We start from the raw sequence: 16,489 nt of genomic DNA on the forward strand, positions 1-16,489 counted from the left end.
CGGGTCAACAAAAGGCCGGTCTCCGTCAATGGAGTACTGGCCTTTTGCATGCTGGCAAGGCGATCGGGTGTCTAGCTTCGCGCGGGCAACGCGAGACGCTTTTCGATGCGTCGCTGCAATGCAGAGAGTCCTGTCGACAAGACCCAGTAAATCGCAGCACACGCGAGATAGAGGGGTAACGGCTGATAGGTCGACGCGATGACCTCCTGCGCGGAGCGAAGCAACTCGGTCACGGTGATGACGGACACGAGCGACGTGTCCTTGATCAGGCTGATGAGGCTGTTGCCGAGACTGGGTACGGCGATGCGAAGCGCCTGCGGTGCAATGACGTAACGCAGTGTCTGCCAGTACGACAGGCCGAGGCTGTACGCGGCGAGCCATTGTCCGCGCGGCATGCCTTCGAGCGCGCCGCGCATGCTCTCCGACAGGTAAGCCCCCACGTTCAAACTGAGGGTGAGCACACCGGCGGGTGTCGGGTCGAGCGAGATGCCGATGCCGGGCAGGCCGTAATAAATCACGAAGATCTGCACGAGCAGCGGGGTGCCGCGCATCACGCTGACATAGGCGCGGGCGATGGCCCGCAGCACGCGGACCTTGCCGATGCCCATGATCGCCACGATGATGCCGATCGCCAGACCGAACACCATCGACATCAAGGCGAACTTGATCGTCAGCACCGTGCCCTGCAACAGCACCGGCATGGATTGGGCAGCGAGTTCGAATGGATTCATGGGCGTATCGGATCGGGGTGCGTGGGGCGCAGTGCGCGTAATGACGACGGCCGGCACCCGCGTCGTTTGCGTGATGCCGGCCGTTGAACAACCGTAAGACAGCCTTGGATCATGCGGCGGAAATCGGCGAGCCGCTGATCACTTACTTCGCGGGCTGGGACACGTCTTCACCGAACCACTTCTGCGCGATCTTGGTGAGGGTGCCGTCCTTCTTCATATCGGTCAGCGCGTCGTCGATCGCCTTCGCGAATTTCGGATTGTCCTTGCGGAACGGAATGCCGACGGACTGATTGGTGCCCTGAAGTACCGCGCCCGGACGCAGCGGCAGGTTCGACGTCTTGATCAGATACGCAAGCATCAGGCGATCGTTGAGGGCTGCATCGACGCGCCCGGCGGACAGGTCGCGCAGATACTCGGGCGCGCCCGGATACGTGCGCACGTCGATGCCCGGGACGGCCTTCGCCATCTTGTCGTAGTTGCTGCCCAGACTCACGCCGAGCTTGTGGCCCTTGAGGGCTTCGAGCGACTTGAACTCGCGGTTGTCATCCTTGCGCTGGATGAGCTGCGCCGCAGAGTACGTGTACGGCTGGCTGAAATCGAGCGACTTCTTGCGCTCGTCGGTAATGGCAACCTGGTTGACGATGACGTCGAACTTGCCTGCCACGAGCCCGCCGATGATGCCGCTCCATTCCGTCGTCACGAACTGCGGCTTCACGCCGAGACGCTGGGCGATGGCCTTGGCCACGTCGACGTCGTAGCCGTCGAGTTGGCCATCCTGCGCGCGGTAGTTGAACGGCGGATAGGTGCCTTCGATGCCGATCTTCAACACGCCGGCGGACTTCACGGTGTCGAGCAGGTCAGCCGCACGCGCGGGCGAGGTGCCGATCAACGCGGCGGCAGTCAGCGGAACGAGGCACAGCGTCTTGAGCCAGGTTTTCATGATCATGAGTTCTCCCAATGGCGATGAGGGGGTGCGACGCGCCGCCGCTCAGGCGGTACGCAGCGCCTGTACGCATTCTCGCACCAGCTCGGGGCCGCGGTAAATCAGCCCGCTGTAGACCTGAACCAGACTGGCGCCGGCATCGAGTTTGGCTTGCGCGTCGGCGCCGGAGAGAATGCCGCCCACACCGATGATCGGCAGTGCGCCGCCGAGTTCGGTCGCCAGTGCGCGAATCACGCGGTTCGACGCTTCGAACACCGGGCGCCCGGACAGGCCACCCGTTTCATTGGCATAGGGCAGGCCGGCAACGGCTTCGCGCGAGAGCGTGGTGTTGGTGGCGATCACGCCGTCGAAGCCATGACGCGTGAGCGTGCCGGCAATGACCTTGATCTGTTCGTCGTCGAGGTCCGGTGCGATCTTGAGCGCGATCGGCACGTACTTGCCATGTCGGTCGGACAGTGCGCGTTGCTTGTCCTTGAGCTTGCCGAGCAGGGCGTCGAGTTCGTCGCCGCCCTGCAACTGACGCAGGTTCTTGGTGTTCGGCGACGAAATGTTGACCGTTACATACGTAGCGTACGGATACACTTTTTCGAGACAGATGAGATAGTCGTCGACGGCGCGCTCGATCGGGGTGTCGGCATTCTTGCCGATGTTCAGCCCTAGCGGACCCTTGTAGCGTGCTGACTGCACGTTCTGAAGGAACTGCTCGACGCCGCCGTTGTTGAAGCCCATGCGGTTGATGATGGCTTCGGCTTGCGGCAGACGGAAGATGCGCGGCTTCGGATTGCCGGACTGCGGGCGTGGCGTGACCGTGCCCACTTCCACGAAGCCGAAGCCGAGGGCGGCAAGGCCGTCGATGCAACTGCCGTCTTTGTCGAGGCCGGCCGCGAGGCCCACGGGGTTCGGGAATCGGATGCCCATGACCGTGCGCGGGGCTTCGGGGAGTGTCTGTCCGACGAGTCCGCTCAGGCCGAGCGAGGCGGCGCCGCGCAGGGTGGCCAGCGTCAGGTGGTGGGCTTGTTCAGCGTCGAGACAGAACAGGGCGCGACGGGCCAGGGGATAGAGGGGCGCAAGCACGATGTCGGGTTCGGCAGAATCGGAAAGACGCCATTTTACCGGTAACCCGCAGGCGGAGCGCGTCTTTTTCTACGCTCTGCGTACTCATGTCTGGCGGGTTGCGTGGGGCCAGATAAACGCGATGCGCACTGTTGTGCGCATCGTCATTCGCGTTGTCGTTGAATTGCGGCCGAGGCGCGGCTTATTCGCCTGCTGCGTCGAGCATGGCTTGCGGCATGTCCTGCCACTGGCCGTCGAGCAGACCTTGCAGCGGGCGGAAATTCGCCTTGTACACCATCTTGCGACTCGCCTGAATCCAGTAGCCGAGATAGACGTGCGGAAGTCCGAGCGCGCGTGCCTGTTCGATCTGCCAGAGGATGTTGTACGTGCCGTAAGAGGCGCCTTCGACGTCCGGATCGAAGAACGTGTAGACCGACGACAGTCCGTCGCTCAGGATGTCGACCATGCTGATCATGCGCAGTGTGCCTGCGCCTTGACGGCCGGGTGGCTCACGGAACTCGACCAGGCGGGAGTTCACCCGGCTCTGCAGCAGGAACTGCTCGTACTGCTCACGGCTGTCGTGGTCCATGCCGCCGCCGGCGTGGCGTTGCGACTGGTAGCGCATGTAGAGCTGATAGTGTTCTTCGGTGTAGTGCAGGCCGGAGACGTTGACCGCCAGGCCGGCGTGGCGTCGCCAGATACGCCGTTGCGTGCGGTTCGGAACGAAGCGCTCGATCGGCACGCGCACGGGTACGCAGGCGCGGCAGCCGTCGCAGTACGGACGGTAAGTGAAGACACCGCTGCGGCGGAAGCCGGCACGCACCAGCTCGCTATAGACGTCCGAATTGATGAGGTGGCTGGGCGTGGCGACCTGCGACCGGGCTGTGTGGTTGTCGAGATAGCTGCAGGGGTAGGGCGCCGTTGCGTAGAACTGAAGGGCAGACAGCGGGGAGAGCGGCAGTTCGTTCGGGTGGGTCACTGCGAAACCTCGTGAGCCTTATCTGCTGCGTTACCGTAGGCCAGTGCGCTGAGCATCTGCTTGTCGAGACGCCAGACCGGCGCGGGGGCCACGACCGCCTTGTGCACATGGCTGATGAACGCATGACGGGAAATTTCGCCACCGCCGAGCGACGCCAGATGCGCGGTACTTTGCTGGCAGTCTATCACCTCTATTGCGTGTGTGCGTGCAAACGCGACGAGCGCGGCGAGTGCGATTTTCGAGGCGTCCGTGCGTTTGGCGAACATCGATTCGCCGTAGAACATGCGCCCGAGCGCAACGCCATAGAGGCCGCCCACGCGCTCGCCCTCGTAGAACGTCTCTACGCTGTGGGCGAGGCCTGCGTCGTGCAGCGCCCGGTAGGCGGCAACGATGGCGGGGGTGATCCAGGTGCCGTCCTGACCTCGACGTGGCGCCTGCGCACAGGCTTGCATGACGGCGGCGAAATCGTTGTCGAGCCGGATTTCCCAGGCGTCGTCACGCAGTACGCGGCGCAGTAGTTTGCGGAAATTGTGGCTGACGACGAAGTGCTCCGGTCGCAACACCATGCGCGGGTCGGGACTCCACCACAGGACGGGCTGGCCCTGCGAATACCACGGGAAGATACCTTGGCGGTAAGCGGCGAGCAGGCGTTGGGGGGAGAGGTCGAGACCGGCGGCGAGCAACCCCGGGGCGTCGCTCGAGGCATCGAGCGCTTCGTCGACCGAGGGGAAGGGATCGTTTGCTTCGAGCCAGACGACCATGGCGACGTTAGCGTTCCGGAGTTTGCTCGAGCGCAGCACCGGACAGGACTGCGGCGGTGGGCGCGATGGGCGGGGTAAGGACGATGTCGGCGCGTTCAGACACGCAGCATCGGCGTGAGAATGTCCTCGGTGTGCGCCGTATTCACGGGCAGTGAGGGCACCGGAATGCCGGGCTGGGTGGCGTCTTGCAGACCTTCGAGGTGTACGCCGAATGCACCTGCGCGGCGGTCTTCGAAGAAGAAGCGCAATGTCTTGGCGACGGTCGGGAATGCGATATCGTCCCAGGGAATCTCGTCTTCCGAGAAGAGTGCGACTTCCAGACTTTCCTCGCCGGCGGCAAACTGCGGCTCGCGCATCTGCGCCAGATAGAAGATGTGCACCTGATTGACGTGCGGCACGTTGAGCAGCGAGAACAGTGCGCCCACTTCCACTACGGCGCCTGCCTCTTCCAGCGTCTCGCGCGCGGCGGCTTGCGACGTCGTCTCTCCGATTTCCATGAAACCTGCGGGCAGCGTCCAGTAGCCGAGTCGCGGTTCGATGGCGCGTTTGCACAGCAGCACCTGATCGCCCCACACGGGCACCGTGCCGAGCACGTTACGCGGGTTCTGATAATGGATGGTGCCGCAATGGGTGCAGACATGCCGCTCACGGTTGTCGCCGGGCGGAATGCGCAACTCGACCGGATGGCCGCAAGCGGAACAGAATTGGATGGGAGGACGTCGGTTCATGGTTGCTGCGAGTGTATCATCGGCGGCGCGCGCTGTGCGGCGACGCACGCGGCGTGCCGGGATAACCCGGGTGAGCGGGCCGGCGGCGAATTTGGACGATCCGGACACGTGCGAAAACCGGCGCTGGAAAAATAATCGGCCATGCATGTTGCACTGCGATGGCAATTGCCATATAATCTAATTCTTCAGACGCGGGGTGGAGCAGTCTGGCAGCTCGTCGGGCTCATAACCCGAAGGTCACAGGTTCAAATCCTGTCCCCGCAACCAAATTCGAAAGCCTGATTTCCGCAAGGAATCAGGCTTTTTGCGTTCTGTATGCTTCGTAAGGGGCACTCGATGTCTGGCATTTTTCCAGCGCATGAAAGTGACTTCGACGCCATCACCGAACTTTGGGAGGCGTCGGTGCGGGCAACGCACGATTTCCTTGACGACGTCGATATCGAATGGCTGCGTCCGCGAATCCGTAATGAGTATCTTGCTGCCGTGACGTTGCGCGTCTTTCGTGACGATACCGGCGTCATTCGCGGTTTTCTCGGCGCAGCCGAAGGCAATGTCGAAATGTTGTTCGTTGCACCTGAGGCGCGGCGGCAGGGCATTGGTGCTGCGCTGCTCGCGTATGCCGTGCGCGAATTCGAGTGCTCGCGAGTCGACGTCAACGAGCAGAACCCACAGGCGCTGGCGTTCTACCAGCGCGAGGGGTTCGAGGTGATCGGGCGTTCCGGGCTCGACGGGCAGGGGCGGCCGTTTCCGCTGCTGCACATGCGTCTTGCCACTGCGCTTAGCGCGACGCCGGCAACAGGCGCTGTTTGATCCTCGCGCCGAACACGTTCACCACCAGGCCTGACATGACAAGCACCGCGCCGGCGATTTGCGGTGCGGTGAGTTGTTCGTCGAGCAGCACCGCTGCCGATGCCAGGCCGATGATCGGCACGAGCAACGAGAAAGGTGCGACCTGGCTGGCCGGATAGCGCGTCATCAGGCGACCCCAGAGTGAGTAGCCGACGAGTGTGGCGATGAACGAGAGATACGCCACGGCGAAAATCGACGCCGCCGAAATATGTTCGAGCGAGTCGGCGATTTGCTGCGGTCCTTCGAACCAGTAGGAGAGCAGGGCGAACGGAATCGGCGGGATCAGGCTGGCCCATACCACGAGGCCGACGAGGTCGACGTTGCCGATCTTCTTCGTGACGATGTTGCCCGTCGCCCAACTGAGCGACGCGCATAGCGTCAGCACGAAGCCGATAAGCGTCATCGCGCCGCCGCCCTGCATGCCGATCACGGCGAGGCCAGCGGCGGCAATTAGCAGACCGGCGACGTTCTGCGCGCGGAATCGCTCGCCGAGGCACACGACGGCGAGCCCGAGCGTGAAGAAGGCTTGCGCTTGGAGCACGAGTGACGCGAGTCCGGCGGGCATGCCGACGTACATCGCTGTAAACAAGAGTGCGAACTGGCCGAATGAAATCGTGAGGCCGTAGGCCATCAGCCAGCGCCACGGCACCTGTGGGCGCTTGACGAAGAAGATCGCGGGAAATGCGGCGAGCAGGAATCGAAGGGCGCCCAGGAGCATTGGTGGCACGCCATGCAGGCCGACCTTGATGACGACGAAGTTGACGCCCCAGGCGAGCACGACGATCAATGCCTGTAACAGATCCTTCGGTGCCATGACGGCGTCTCCTTGTGCTGCGTCGGTGTTGTCGGGGGAAGGCGAAAGTGTACTCCGCGGGCGTCGACGTGTCGTGCGAAAACCTGTGGGCGCGTACGTTGACGCGAATCGCGAGAACGCGGTAGGCCGTGATGGTGCGTCGGCGGCCGGCGCATGCATCACGTATACTTCATGTTTTGTTGATCAAGAGGCGTCGCCTTGTCGTTACGAGGCGGCGTTTGCCGTATCCGAGGAATTTGCATGAACTTGCCTGCCCGCCGCGTCAGCGTGGCGCCGATGATGGATTGGACGGCTTAAAGGCGCGAGACGCCCGTCGTTTGGGCGTTTTGGGGTGGGGCGATGGTCGGTGTAGCACGGATGTAGCACTTACTTGTGCGGTTTGCCGTGCGTCGATCAATCTCAAAAGCGCCCCAAAGGTTTGATTTGCATCCAACTTTCGGGGCGGAGCTTACGAGTCGAGCTTCAAGCCATTCCGGTTGATCTGCACGATTCAGTGGCAGAGTTGCTTGCACTCCTTCACGGCCGCTGCCCGGCGTTCGTCGATGTACTTCGCAAGATCCTCCACATGCACCCCCTTTGCGCTCTTCTGAGAGCCTTCCATGCGAACTAATGGAAGTGCGATATCGCCTGCGCCAATCTTCCGCGTCAGCTTCTCGGCGCTCAGGTGAGAGAAGTAGTCCCGGCACACGAGGTCGATGGGGACTACCGCGACGGCACCGTACTGGGCCATTAGAAGAAAAGTGGTGTTCATCGGACTCCTCCTCACACTTTGCCGGAATCGGTTGGCCGCTCTTTTGTCGCCATCCAGAAGTAGCCGTTGTCCTGATTCCAGTAATAGGCGTGGTCGTCAAGCGTCGCACCGGCCTCCTCTGCTGCATGGTACGTAGCGACGATGGCTTCGGCGGAACAATCCGCGAGGAAGTGCCTGATCGTTTCGGGCTCGGGAATCTTGATGCCGCGACTTGCCCAATAGCGTTTCTCGTTCAACTGATGCTCGTCAAAGTTCTTGACGATGTACTTGCCGATGTAGGACGCAATCTTGTGACGCAGACCCACTTCGCGATTCGGATTGCGAACGTCGACGTTGCCGTTGTCTTCGCCCACGACGCGTAGCCACAGCGTCCGCAGCACTCGGTAGTTCTGTCGCCCCTTAACGGCGATGTGAAGGTGCCACGCACCGCGCTTTTGACGTTCTGCGACCGCGACGTATTGGAAGTTCTGAATCCGGCCTAAGAGGCGGCGTAGTGCGTCGAAGTCGCGCTTGAGTCGTTCCTTGTCCAGCATGTTCTCGCGATAGGTCAGCGTGATCATCCTGTCGGCACCGATGGCTTTGCAGCGCAGCCGCACTTGCTGTTTCGCGCGCTTGGCGGCCATCAGCTTGTTCTCCTCCGTGGATTGCGACTCACCGCGTTTTGCGCGCGGCATGAGGTGAAGCGCTTGCGCCTTCAGGTAGCGGTCGAATCGAACCGCTGTCGCCTCAACCTGGCCGTCCTCAAACACACGTCGACGGACGATCCATTCGCGACGGAAGGGGGAGTAGTTCAATACGTTCGTGTCATTCATCGCTTGCCTCAATCACGTTGATCAGGGGCCCCCTTGCGCGGATGGCTTGGGGAGTAAGTGTTCCTGTCGTGCCTTGTCTGGCTTGCGATTCCGAGGACTTATCGTTAAGTGCTAGTGATACAAGTCTATGGGCGCACTTCGTGCGCCCGCCGTCCTCGACCCTGCGGGCGGCGGGCGCTCGCAGTGCTTCCTAGCTGTTGTCCGTAACCCTTCACGAACAAGACGAGCGATAGCGCGCCGTGGACGACTGAAAGGTTTGGCATGAAGGCCAGAATGCAAAGGTATGAGGTGACGGCGGACGCGCGAGGTAATACCCGCTGCTCGGTCACGCAAGCCGCGCTGAGCCGCGCGACAACCGCCCGGACTCCGCAAGGCACGCATACGCAACCCTCTCTCCGGGAACGGCGCTGACACTCCCGACGCTAGACGTCCTCAAAGACGACCGGATTACGGAAGTACAAACGTCAACGAACGAACCAACGGATGAGGTTGGGTTGCGACGGTCTTACCTGCTGGGTGAGAAAGGGAATTTTTTGGATGATGGCCGCAGTACGACGATGGACACTGCCCACGATGGGATCTTGGCCGAGCTCTCGTATAAATGCCCCAGCAAACGCCCTTGAGCGCGAATTGACTTCCGGCGTCTGTAGCTGGAAGTGGTGATGCTAAGTACTGAACACAATCGGGAGCCGCGTATGGAAGCGTGGCGCGAGTGTGGGACTATTAAAGCAGCGCGCGAACGCACCGTATATGGGGAAATTCCGATTGGAGCGACGGGGAGGGGGTTGGTGAAGTGCATGGCGAAAGGCTTGGCGTGAAATTGAAACAGATCGCGTGCATGAGGGGGGCGCGATGCTGTAGAGACAGCCGAAACATGCGGGGGGGCCATGCCGTTGGCAGAGTTGGATGAACTGCTGAGGGGCGACTACGCGTCGAGACAATCAGCCTTCAACTTGTGACATTCACAGACGAGTTCGACGGTCATTTCGCCAAGCTCTTCGAAGATCGCGAGCAGGAACCGGTGAGGTATTTCCTTGCCGGCGTCTGTGTTGGTACACATCGTCAGCGCGAGGATGCGTTCTGAAAGGGTGTTGAGCCTGTCGACGGAAGCGTGGACTAAGGAAGCTGCGGGGAGATGAAGCGTCATGCGGGGCACCTCTAACTAGCCAATCTGCGATTCCCGCCACCCGCTACGTTGCGCAGGGGTGGGCGGGCACTGGACTAGGTTGACGAACCGCTGATGATTCGGATTAGGCGGCACACCCGAAGGTGTCCCAATCCAGGCCCGCCCGTTGAAACACAGGCGCAGCATGACGCACACGAAAGCCGCAAACATCGCGGCTGTGTGCCCGAAAACATCGTTCAGGTCGTCAAACCCGGTCGCGTTTGGGGCGCGACGGGAACCAGATTACCGATCCGACTTTGAGGGCACCACGCGTTCGGAGTCGCATTCTAGGTTACTCGTCGCGATTCAGAACATTCCGATGCCCCAATAGGGACTCTTCTTGGCCGGAGGGAAAGAACTTTGGGCTAACGGCTAGAAACAAGAACGGAGCCGAATGGCTCCGTCGACGTTATGCAGACCGCTTGGTCGGCAATCCGCCGACGAGGAGTTCCACTGCTTCCTGCTCAAAAGGAGGATGACAAAATGGGAGAGGCGCACCCCTCCAATACCGATAGCGGCTCACCAATCTAGGGCAGATGCAACCTTAGTCATCTCACAGCGGCTATCACTGGGGGAGGCTTGCGGGATTTGCAGGAAAAATCGTTCCTTCTTTGCCTTCCGGCAAGCTGCCGCCGACAGGAAGGCAAAGAATTTACGACCGAGGATCATGCCAATTCCCCGAGGATGACTTTCATGCATAGAACAGTCATCCAGATGCTGGTGTGTGCGACCGATCACGGTCTTAGTGCTTCTCGGCATGCGCATCGTGGTCAGTATACTTCTTGGCTGACCTTCGCGTCCAGCTCCTTCGAAAAGTCAAAACGGTTCCATTTCGTGAACCAATACTCCCCGCTTCTTTGTATGTGCGGTAAGTCGGAACGCGGTACGCCGTAGCAATCCAAAATTTCTGATTTTACTTCCGTTGAAACATATGGACACGCAATCAGGTCAAGAGCCAAATGAAGCATCTCGGAGTTTCCTTGGAGTGAGTTCTTTTCCAATTTAAATCTATCCAGAACGCATCTCTCAAGCGAGACTTTTAGGCGTGAATATCTGATTTTGTTTTCCATGTAGAAAAACAATGTGACTGTAGAGAAGTAATCTATCTTTTCAGGTGGTTTGTATTTTTCGTCAATAAAATTGAAGCCAAAATATTTTGCCAGTACGGCTTCGTGAAGCCTGTAGTTTCGTCCAAGTTGTCGCATTAAGACCAGAAGATACATCACTTCAATTTGTGCATTCCTGCCATCAGAAATTTTGTCGATGACGCTGCGGGATCTCTCGTTAATGATTTGATAAATCAGTGAAGTGTACTTAAATCCAATGGATCTACTCTTGTAAAAAATAATTATTCTTTGGCAAATTCTGCACAGTTTTATGGTTGTATTTACTTTTGGTGATACGGCGTAAACGAAAAAAACAAAATCGAGCAAAGCCTCAATGCTCTTGGAGAATTGCTTGCTGAACGATTCATTTTCTTCGCAAGTATCATATTTTTCGCACAGTGTGCCCAATTTTCTCTCGACTATTGCCAGTGAGTAATTGAGGATATCGCCGTAACTTACGCCGGAAGTGGAGAGAATTGATTTGAATTCGGTTATTAAAGGAGAGCTGCCAATGTAAATGGTGCCTTTCGGTGTGGCGTCCGGTTCGCTTGCGTCGAAGGAGATGTCGCAAACCACGGTTGACTCAAGTAGGTCTGATATGCGTTTTTTTGCGATAGATATTGGCGTTATTATTGGGCGATGAAGAGTTTCCTCTTTTCCCTTGTTGAGGGAGAGTTTGTAAGCTCGGAGATTCTCTTGAAGCGCCATTTTTATTCGATGCCGAGTGTCTTCGCTGTCGTGGAAGACAAAATAATCATCAACATATCTGTATATTAAGAAATCTCTCCCAAGAGTTAGATTCGCATCTTCTAATTTTTTTCTAACGGAGACATCTACAGACTGCAAAATAATTTCTGCAAAGATTCGTGAAATTTCCGGACCGATCAAGATTCCATTTGTTTCGTTGTAATTTATATTCTGCATAAGAGAATCGAATCTTCCTGGGAATGCTGGGATAATTTTCTTCAGATGTTCCTTTGAATACTTTTTTCCATAAATAGCCCACGAAATGGAGTGGGTGTATATGCTGTCAAAGCAGCCCGATACGTCAAATTTTGTTAAAAATTTGAAGTCGCGTTCACCTTGCAAATGTTCATCAGATTCATAGAATTTGAAAACATTACTAAATTTTTCGTATACAAAAAAGGATTTTAGATTTTCGTAATCCTCACCTTCCACTTCCACCAACGTGTCGGACTTATCCCGTCGCTCAATTTGTGAGCGAAAATCGATGTAGGTACATCCAGCCACACGAGTTGGTGCTCTAAGGCTAAATTCGCTTTTGCTGGAATAGTAAATCATCAGATCTTTGAATTCATCATAAAATCCAGTCACCATTAACTGTCCTTTAGGATGCATCAACGATAGTTGTCGTAATTGATCTTGTTTGTGTGTCGTTGAAAATATGAAGGGTACCGAATGTAAGTCTTTCTTTTCAAGATCTAGGATTGAGAATTTTTGACTATTCCGAATCTCGTGTCGTACGGCCCTTGAGGCGCAGATTCCGAAAAGCATCTTCATCAGGCGATCCAGGCAATCATCGCGTGAAAGCCAAGAAATTTTTCCGTCCGAGAACTTAACGATGTTGGCAATCAGAAATCTATAAAAATATCTATTGGAGCAGAAAATTGGGATTTCATAGGGGAGAACGTCCGAGAGTATGACTCTTTCGATAGGGAAATTTATTGAAAGTGCTTTCTTAACCATGTTTCCACCCGCGTGATATCTCAGATAACTGCTTTGGTTCGAAACTTCTAAAAATTTTCTGGGAAAAACCGATTTCAAATGAGTTCTTGAGCAGCTTATTTCGTAGCTTTATATTGCTTATGGAGTTAGCTTTATTTTTATAGAAAGAATCGAGCCCCTTAAGCTGCTTTGTGTTTGTAATGTGTTTGTTACTGAAATAAATTCCGATGAATGCGTTGCTTTTCTTGTTGAATAATCTTATGTTTCCGGTCAGAAATAGAGATCGAGCGATTAATTCATTGGCTGCCTTTTTTGGAATAATTTTCTTTTTCCTGTTGTAGTCGGAAAAGGATTTTGTTATTCGATCTCTATATTTCGTAATCTTCTTGTGACTTAGTGAGACGCCGGAGCCACCTGGGGCTAGATCAAATTCGTAACCCAAGTATTCAAATTTTCCCTTCTGTTGAGTGAGAGCGTTCACCACTTTGGTTTTATTGTTGAGGGACAGGCCTTTCATTTTCATGATGTCATTGATGCCCTGTTCATAGGTGACAGCCAATTCGGGGCGCGATGGCGCGTACATCAACACCATGTCATCGACATATCGTGCATAAAAAAATAAATCTTGGGTGTTTTTTATGATTTCGTCGATTTCAGACAAATATATTTCTGCTAGATAGGCACTTACGCCGACTCCGCGGGGTAATCCCTTTTCGGATCCGGAAATTCTTTTGTAATCGTTTAGTAGGCGCGTAATTACTCTCTTTATATCAACAGAAAGATCGGACGATTTGTGGATATGGTCAAGTAGCCCTTCATGTCTTACTGATTCATAGAATGATTCGACGTCAGCCCGGATTATGAGCTTCGGAACGCCATCTAGAGACAGTGATTTTATTTGACTGACTAGGGCGTCGCGAGGTGGCATTTTAAGGTCATAGATTGATTTTAGAGTTAACTGAACGAAGCGCATGGCAAGAATCTGCGGTAGATCGGATTCAATCCCGTAGACTCTCTTGTCTGAGATTTTTGTAGGGTGCTCGATTAGTTTAACTTTGAAATCTTTCCGTCCTATTGTCTTGGAAATGGCCTCTAGTTCCTTCGTTACCACGGCCTCATATCTCTGCTTCCATCCATGAAGCAAGAAATTTAATCGATTCTTTCGGCGTTCATGTGTGGTGAAAGATATTTTTTTTGATTTAAATAATTTTTTTGAGGTAAGAAGGGAGTTGAGAAATTCTTTCAGTCGGATTTTAATTTCATGTGCCTTCGGAATGTATTTCTCTTCTAGATTTCCGCCTTTTTCGTTGTCAGCATTTATTATCTTTCGCAAATTTGAAACGGAGAATGCCTGATCCATAATGTTCTATGTTCGAATTGATCGTGCGATTTTAATAAGGACTGGCGGCGCGACATCGTGAAGTGAAAATTTAAAGATGATGTTGCACCATGCGGTTTCTTGAATTAAATCTCCCGCGAGGTTATTCCCTGTCGTCTCGGGGAGTGAGACGTAAGCGATTGCATCGGTTTCCGATTGCTTCGTTCTGGGGCGGGGCTGTCTCTCCTCATTCTCAAGGGAAGATGCCGCGTTCTCGTATTTTTGATGTGAAGCTCGAATAACAACAGCCAAGAACCGTCCCGGAAACGAGTTCTGTTAGATCACATGTCGCTTTGTAATCCTAACCCATTGAGCCACAATTTGGCGCTGTGCTCAGCAGTACCCGGGTCTCTTGCTTACTAAGCTGAAAATAGTTTAGTAAGCCACGGCCAGTCAGCGAATCGATTGCCAGTCTCCCGGATATGCGTGTACCTCTTTAGACTTGTCCAGCTCCGGTGGCCGGTTACGGCGGCCACGCGAGGTATCGACAGGCCTTGTTCGAAGAGCCAGCTAGTGCCTTCGTGGCGCAGGTCGTGAAATCTCAGATCCTGAATTTGCAGAAACTGGCATGCCCGTGTGAATGCTGCGCCGACGGCGTCGGTGGTGTGAGGGAAGATTCGGTCTTCGCCTTCGTGTTGGGGTATCGCGGACAGAATGCGCATTGCTTCCGGGGGAAGGTCGCACCAAACGTCGTTGCCGATCTTTTGTCCTGGGTGCTTCATGTCCCGAACGAGTATCCGCGAGCCTTCTCTATCCAAGTTCGACCACTTTATCGTCACGATCTCCTCCTGGCGTCGCGTCGAAAATATCGCGAACGGCACTATGTATTGCATTGGCGCGCTTTTCGGATGCCTTTTGCGAATCCCTACGAAGTGTTCTAGAAGTAGCTCCAACTCAGCAAAACTCGCGCGTCTTTCTCGCTTGGCTGACTTGGCTGTATGGCCGAGGTGGGAGAGGACTCGTCGGGCGTCCTTCAAGGCTTGTTCAGACAACGGATATCCCCAAGCGGGGCGCGCGACGTTGACGACTGCCCCGATGTGGGACATATAGTTACTCGCGGTTTGAGGTAGGACGTCTAGGCTCTTGGCAAAGTCAACGTAATCCGTGCTTCCCAACTGGCTGCAACGCTTCTCACCGATAGGCGCTCGTGCGACGGCATTCAATACTTGGGCCTTAGTCCGCCCGATTTTCTTGATCGATTCGTCGACGTACTTCCTGATCACCTCACTAAATAGAGGGTCGACCACCGCTGCGGCTTCGATGGCCCCCGGACGCGCCAGCTCCTTCTCTCTCTTGACGATCCACGCCGCCGCAGCCTGCCTGCGGTCAAACGTCTTCGCCTCGGTGTAGGCCACCCGGCCGTCCCGCTTCAGGCGGATCTGTGCCGTATACCCTATACTTTTGTCCTTTCGTTCCCGTACTGAGATTGTTCCCATAGGTTTTCGTCGGTGCTACACGGCTTTTTTTGGTGCTACACCGTAGCACTTGGGTGCTAAAACGAGCCTAAACCGGGGCTAAAATTGGGAAATCGGGCACTGCGCTTTTTGCTGTAATCGACTGTTTTGTAAGAGATTTTCAATGAATTTACCCTCCCGTCGCGTCAGCGTCGCACCGATGATGGATTGGACTGATTCGCACTGTCGCGTTTTCCATCGTCAGCTCTCGCGTCACACGTGGCTTTACACCGAGATGGTCACGACCGGCGCGCTGCTGCATGGCGACGTCGCGCGCCATCTCGATTTCGACGCCGTGGAGCATCCTGTGGCGCTGCAACTGGGTGGCAGTGAACCGAAAGATCTCGCGCAGGCGGCGAAGCTTGGCGAGCGGTGGGGTTATGACGAGATCAATCTGAACTGCGGATGCCCCTCGGAGCGGGTGCAGCGTGGCGCGTTCGGCGCATGCCTGATGGCGGAGCCGGAACTCGTCGCCGATTGCGTGAAGGCGATGCGCGACGTGGTGCAGGTGCCCGTGACCGTCAAGCACCGGATCGGCATCGACGACGTCGAGTCATTCTCGTTCGTGGAAGACTTCGTCGGCAAGATTGCGGACGCCGGCTGCACCACTTTCATCGTGCACGCGCGCAACGCCATTCTCAAGGGATTGAGCCCGAAAGAGAATCGCGAGATTCCGCCGCTCAAGTACGACTATGCATATCGTCTTAAGCAGGTGTTTCCACATCTCGAGATTCTCATCAACGGCGGCGTGAAGACACTCGACGAGGTCGACATGCATCTGAAGCACGTCGATGGCGTGATGCTCGGACGTGAGGCGTATCACAACCCTTACGTGCTGGCAGAAGTCGACGCGCGTTTCTACGGCGACACTTCGCCAGTGAAGTCGCGCGAAGCAGTGGAGGATGCATTGATCGAATACGCCGCGGCGCAAGTGGAGAAAGGGCAGTATCTCGGTGCCATTACGCGCCATGCGTTGGGGCTTTATCGCGGAGTGCCGGGCGCGCGTGGATGGCGTCGCGTGTTGTCGGATCCGAAGCGTCTCAAGGCAGGCGTTGGGGCGTTCGAAGAAGCGCGTGCACAGCTGCGCGCCGGTGCGTTTTCCGAGCGTGACGATGCTGACACGCTCGCGACGGCGTAATGTGTCTTGCCGTTGCGCGACGAGCGGCGTGATCGTATGAAGTGCGTTCGCCGCGTGAGATGACGATGTCGCGCATCGATCGTGCACGTGAGCGAACAAATATTTCGAAGAAGTGAAAAAAGTGCTTGGCAACGCGATAAA

Annotated in this window: 15 protein-coding genes and 1 tRNA gene; 3 read left to right on the forward strand and 13 right to left on the reverse strand. The window is 56.1% G+C overall.

Annotated features, from left to right (window positions below; genetic code table 11):
- Nucleotides 1–71: 71 nt before the first annotated feature.
- The 6 genes from ABWO90_RS13885 to ABWO90_RS13910 form a co-directional block, all read right to left on the reverse strand.
- Entirely contained in the window at nucleotides 72–731 is a 660-nt protein-coding gene (locus tag ABWO90_RS13885; protein ID WP_353191817.1) for an amino acid ABC transporter permease, read from the reverse strand.
- 142 nt (nucleotides 732–873) lie between these two features.
- Complete coding sequence (locus ABWO90_RS13890) at nucleotides 874–1,677, reverse strand: cystine ABC transporter substrate-binding protein (protein WP_502922609.1); 804 nt, start codon at nucleotides 1,675–1,677, stop codon at nucleotides 874–876.
- Nucleotides 1,678–1,719: 42 nt separating this feature from the next.
- Nucleotides 1,720–2,748 carry a quinone-dependent dihydroorotate dehydrogenase gene (locus tag ABWO90_RS13895; protein WP_353191818.1) on the reverse strand — a complete coding sequence of 343 codons (1,029 nt, stop codon included), beginning with the start codon at nucleotides 2,746–2,748 and terminating at the stop codon, nucleotides 1,720–1,722.
- Between the two features lie 181 nt (nucleotides 2,749–2,929).
- Nucleotides 2,930–3,706, reverse strand: coding sequence for an arginyltransferase (locus ABWO90_RS13900; RefSeq protein ID WP_353191819.1), 777 nt, complete (start codon nucleotides 3,704–3,706; stop codon nucleotides 2,930–2,932).
- Nucleotides 3,703–4,467: a leucyl/phenylalanyl-tRNA--protein transferase gene (gene aat, locus ABWO90_RS13905; protein ID WP_353191820.1), complete on the reverse strand. Its 765-nt coding sequence runs from the start codon at nucleotides 4,465–4,467 to the stop codon at nucleotides 3,703–3,705. The genes ABWO90_RS13900 and aat overlap by 4 nt, the downstream gene beginning before the upstream one ends.
- A gap of 95 nt (nucleotides 4,468–4,562) precedes the next feature.
- Nucleotides 4,563–5,177, reverse strand: a complete 615-nt coding sequence (locus ABWO90_RS13910; protein WP_353191851.1) for an NUDIX hydrolase — start codon at nucleotides 5,175–5,177, stop codon at nucleotides 4,563–4,565.
- Nucleotides 5,178–5,385: 208 nt separating this feature from the next.
- Between ABWO90_RS13910 and ABWO90_RS13915 the strand changes: the two genes are divergently transcribed.
- Both ABWO90_RS13915 and ABWO90_RS13920 read left to right on the forward strand, forming a co-directional pair.
- Nucleotides 5,386–5,462, forward strand: a tRNA-Met gene (locus tag ABWO90_RS13915).
- A 69-nt stretch (nucleotides 5,463–5,531) separates the two neighbouring features.
- On the forward strand, nucleotides 5,532–6,005 hold the full coding sequence (locus ABWO90_RS13920; protein WP_353191821.1) for a GNAT family N-acetyltransferase: 474 nt from the start codon (nucleotides 5,532–5,534) through the stop codon (nucleotides 6,003–6,005).
- On the opposite strand, the gene ABWO90_RS13925 is transcribed toward ABWO90_RS13920, so the two are convergent.
- From ABWO90_RS13925 to ABWO90_RS13955, 7 genes are all read right to left on the reverse strand, one after another.
- Nucleotides 5,974–6,858: an EamA family transporter gene (locus ABWO90_RS13925; protein ID WP_353191822.1), complete on the reverse strand. Its 885-nt coding sequence runs from the start codon at nucleotides 6,856–6,858 to the stop codon at nucleotides 5,974–5,976. The two genes, ABWO90_RS13920 and ABWO90_RS13925, sit on opposite strands and share 32 nt — an antisense overlap.
- Before the next feature lie 490 nt (nucleotides 6,859–7,348).
- On the reverse strand, nucleotides 7,349–7,609 hold the full coding sequence (locus tag ABWO90_RS13930) for a pyocin activator PrtN family protein (protein WP_353191823.1): 261 nt from the start codon (nucleotides 7,607–7,609) through the stop codon (nucleotides 7,349–7,351).
- An 11-nt stretch (nucleotides 7,610–7,620) separates the two neighbouring features.
- Entirely contained in the window at nucleotides 7,621–8,421 is an 801-nt protein-coding gene (locus ABWO90_RS13935; protein WP_353191824.1) for a rolling circle replication-associated protein, read from the reverse strand.
- A 925-nt stretch (nucleotides 8,422–9,346) separates the two neighbouring features.
- Nucleotides 9,347–9,568, reverse strand: coding sequence for a hypothetical protein (locus ABWO90_RS13940; RefSeq protein WP_150575723.1), 222 nt, complete (start codon nucleotides 9,566–9,568; stop codon nucleotides 9,347–9,349).
- 788 nt (nucleotides 9,569–10,356) lie between these two features.
- Nucleotides 10,357–12,399 carry an antiviral reverse transcriptase Drt3b gene (gene drt3b, locus ABWO90_RS13945; protein ID WP_353191825.1) on the reverse strand — a complete coding sequence of 681 codons (2,043 nt, stop codon included), beginning with the start codon at nucleotides 12,397–12,399 and terminating at the stop codon, nucleotides 10,357–10,359.
- Nucleotides 12,392–13,738 (reverse strand): antiviral reverse transcriptase Drt3a, encoded by a 1,347-nt coding sequence (drt3a, locus tag ABWO90_RS13950; protein ID WP_353191826.1) that lies wholly within the window; start codon nucleotides 13,736–13,738, stop codon nucleotides 12,392–12,394. The genes drt3b and drt3a overlap by 8 nt, the downstream gene beginning before the upstream one ends.
- A gap of 377 nt (nucleotides 13,739–14,115) precedes the next feature.
- The gene (locus ABWO90_RS13955; protein ID WP_353191827.1) at nucleotides 14,116–15,192 is read right to left on the reverse strand and encodes a site-specific integrase; all 1,077 of its coding nucleotides are present in this window, start codon (nucleotides 15,190–15,192) and stop codon (nucleotides 14,116–14,118) included.
- 142 nt (nucleotides 15,193–15,334) lie between these two features.
- Here ABWO90_RS13955 and dusA point away from each other — a divergent pair, with 142 nt between their 5' ends.
- Nucleotides 15,335–16,348 (forward strand): tRNA dihydrouridine(20/20a) synthase DusA, encoded by a 1,014-nt coding sequence (gene dusA, locus ABWO90_RS13960; RefSeq protein WP_353191828.1) that lies wholly within the window; start codon nucleotides 15,335–15,337, stop codon nucleotides 16,346–16,348.
- Nucleotides 16,349–16,489 lie beyond the last annotated feature (141 nt).

Origin of the sequence: Pandoraea pnomenusa (assembly GCF_040391475.1) — a bacterium.
Taxonomy (GTDB): Bacteria; Pseudomonadota; Gammaproteobacteria; order Burkholderiales; family Burkholderiaceae; genus Pandoraea; species Pandoraea pnomenusa_C.

Excerpts from the sequence above, each read along its gene's own strand:
- ABWO90_RS13885 (WP_353191817.1), bottom strand. The coding sequence starts at position 731 with ATGAATCCATTCGAACTCGCTGCCCAATCCATGCCGGTGCTGTTGCAG.
- ABWO90_RS13890 (WP_502922609.1), bottom strand. The coding sequence starts at position 1,677 with ATGATCATGAAAACCTGGCTCAAGACGCTGTGCCTCGTTCCGCTGACT.
- aat (WP_353191820.1), bottom strand. The coding sequence starts at position 4,467 with ATGGTCGTCTGGCTCGAAGCAAACGATCCCTTCCCCTCGGTCGACGAA.
- ABWO90_RS13920 (WP_353191821.1), top strand. The coding sequence starts at position 5,532 with ATGTCTGGCATTTTTCCAGCGCATGAAAGTGACTTCGACGCCATCACC.
- ABWO90_RS13925 (WP_353191822.1), bottom strand. The coding sequence starts at position 6,858 with ATGGCACCGAAGGATCTGTTACAGGCATTGATCGTCGTGCTCGCCTGG.
- ABWO90_RS13930 (WP_353191823.1), bottom strand. The coding sequence starts at position 7,609 with ATGAACACCACTTTTCTTCTAATGGCCCAGTACGGTGCCGTCGCGGTA.
- ABWO90_RS13935 (WP_353191824.1), bottom strand. The coding sequence starts at position 8,421 with ATGAATGACACGAACGTATTGAACTACTCCCCCTTCCGTCGCGAATGG.
- ABWO90_RS13940 (WP_150575723.1), bottom strand. The coding sequence starts at position 9,568 with ATGACGCTTCATCTCCCCGCAGCTTCCTTAGTCCACGCTTCCGTCGAC.
- drt3b (WP_353191825.1), bottom strand. The coding sequence starts at position 12,399 with ATGGTTAAGAAAGCACTTTCAATAAATTTCCCTATCGAAAGAGTCATA.
- drt3a (WP_353191826.1), bottom strand. The coding sequence starts at position 13,738 with ATGGATCAGGCATTCTCCGTTTCAAATTTGCGAAAGATAATAAATGCT.
- ABWO90_RS13955 (WP_353191827.1), bottom strand. The coding sequence starts at position 15,192 with ATGGGAACAATCTCAGTACGGGAACGAAAGGACAAAAGTATAGGGTAT.
- dusA (WP_353191828.1), top strand. The coding sequence starts at position 15,335 with ATGAATTTACCCTCCCGTCGCGTCAGCGTCGCACCGATGATGGATTGG.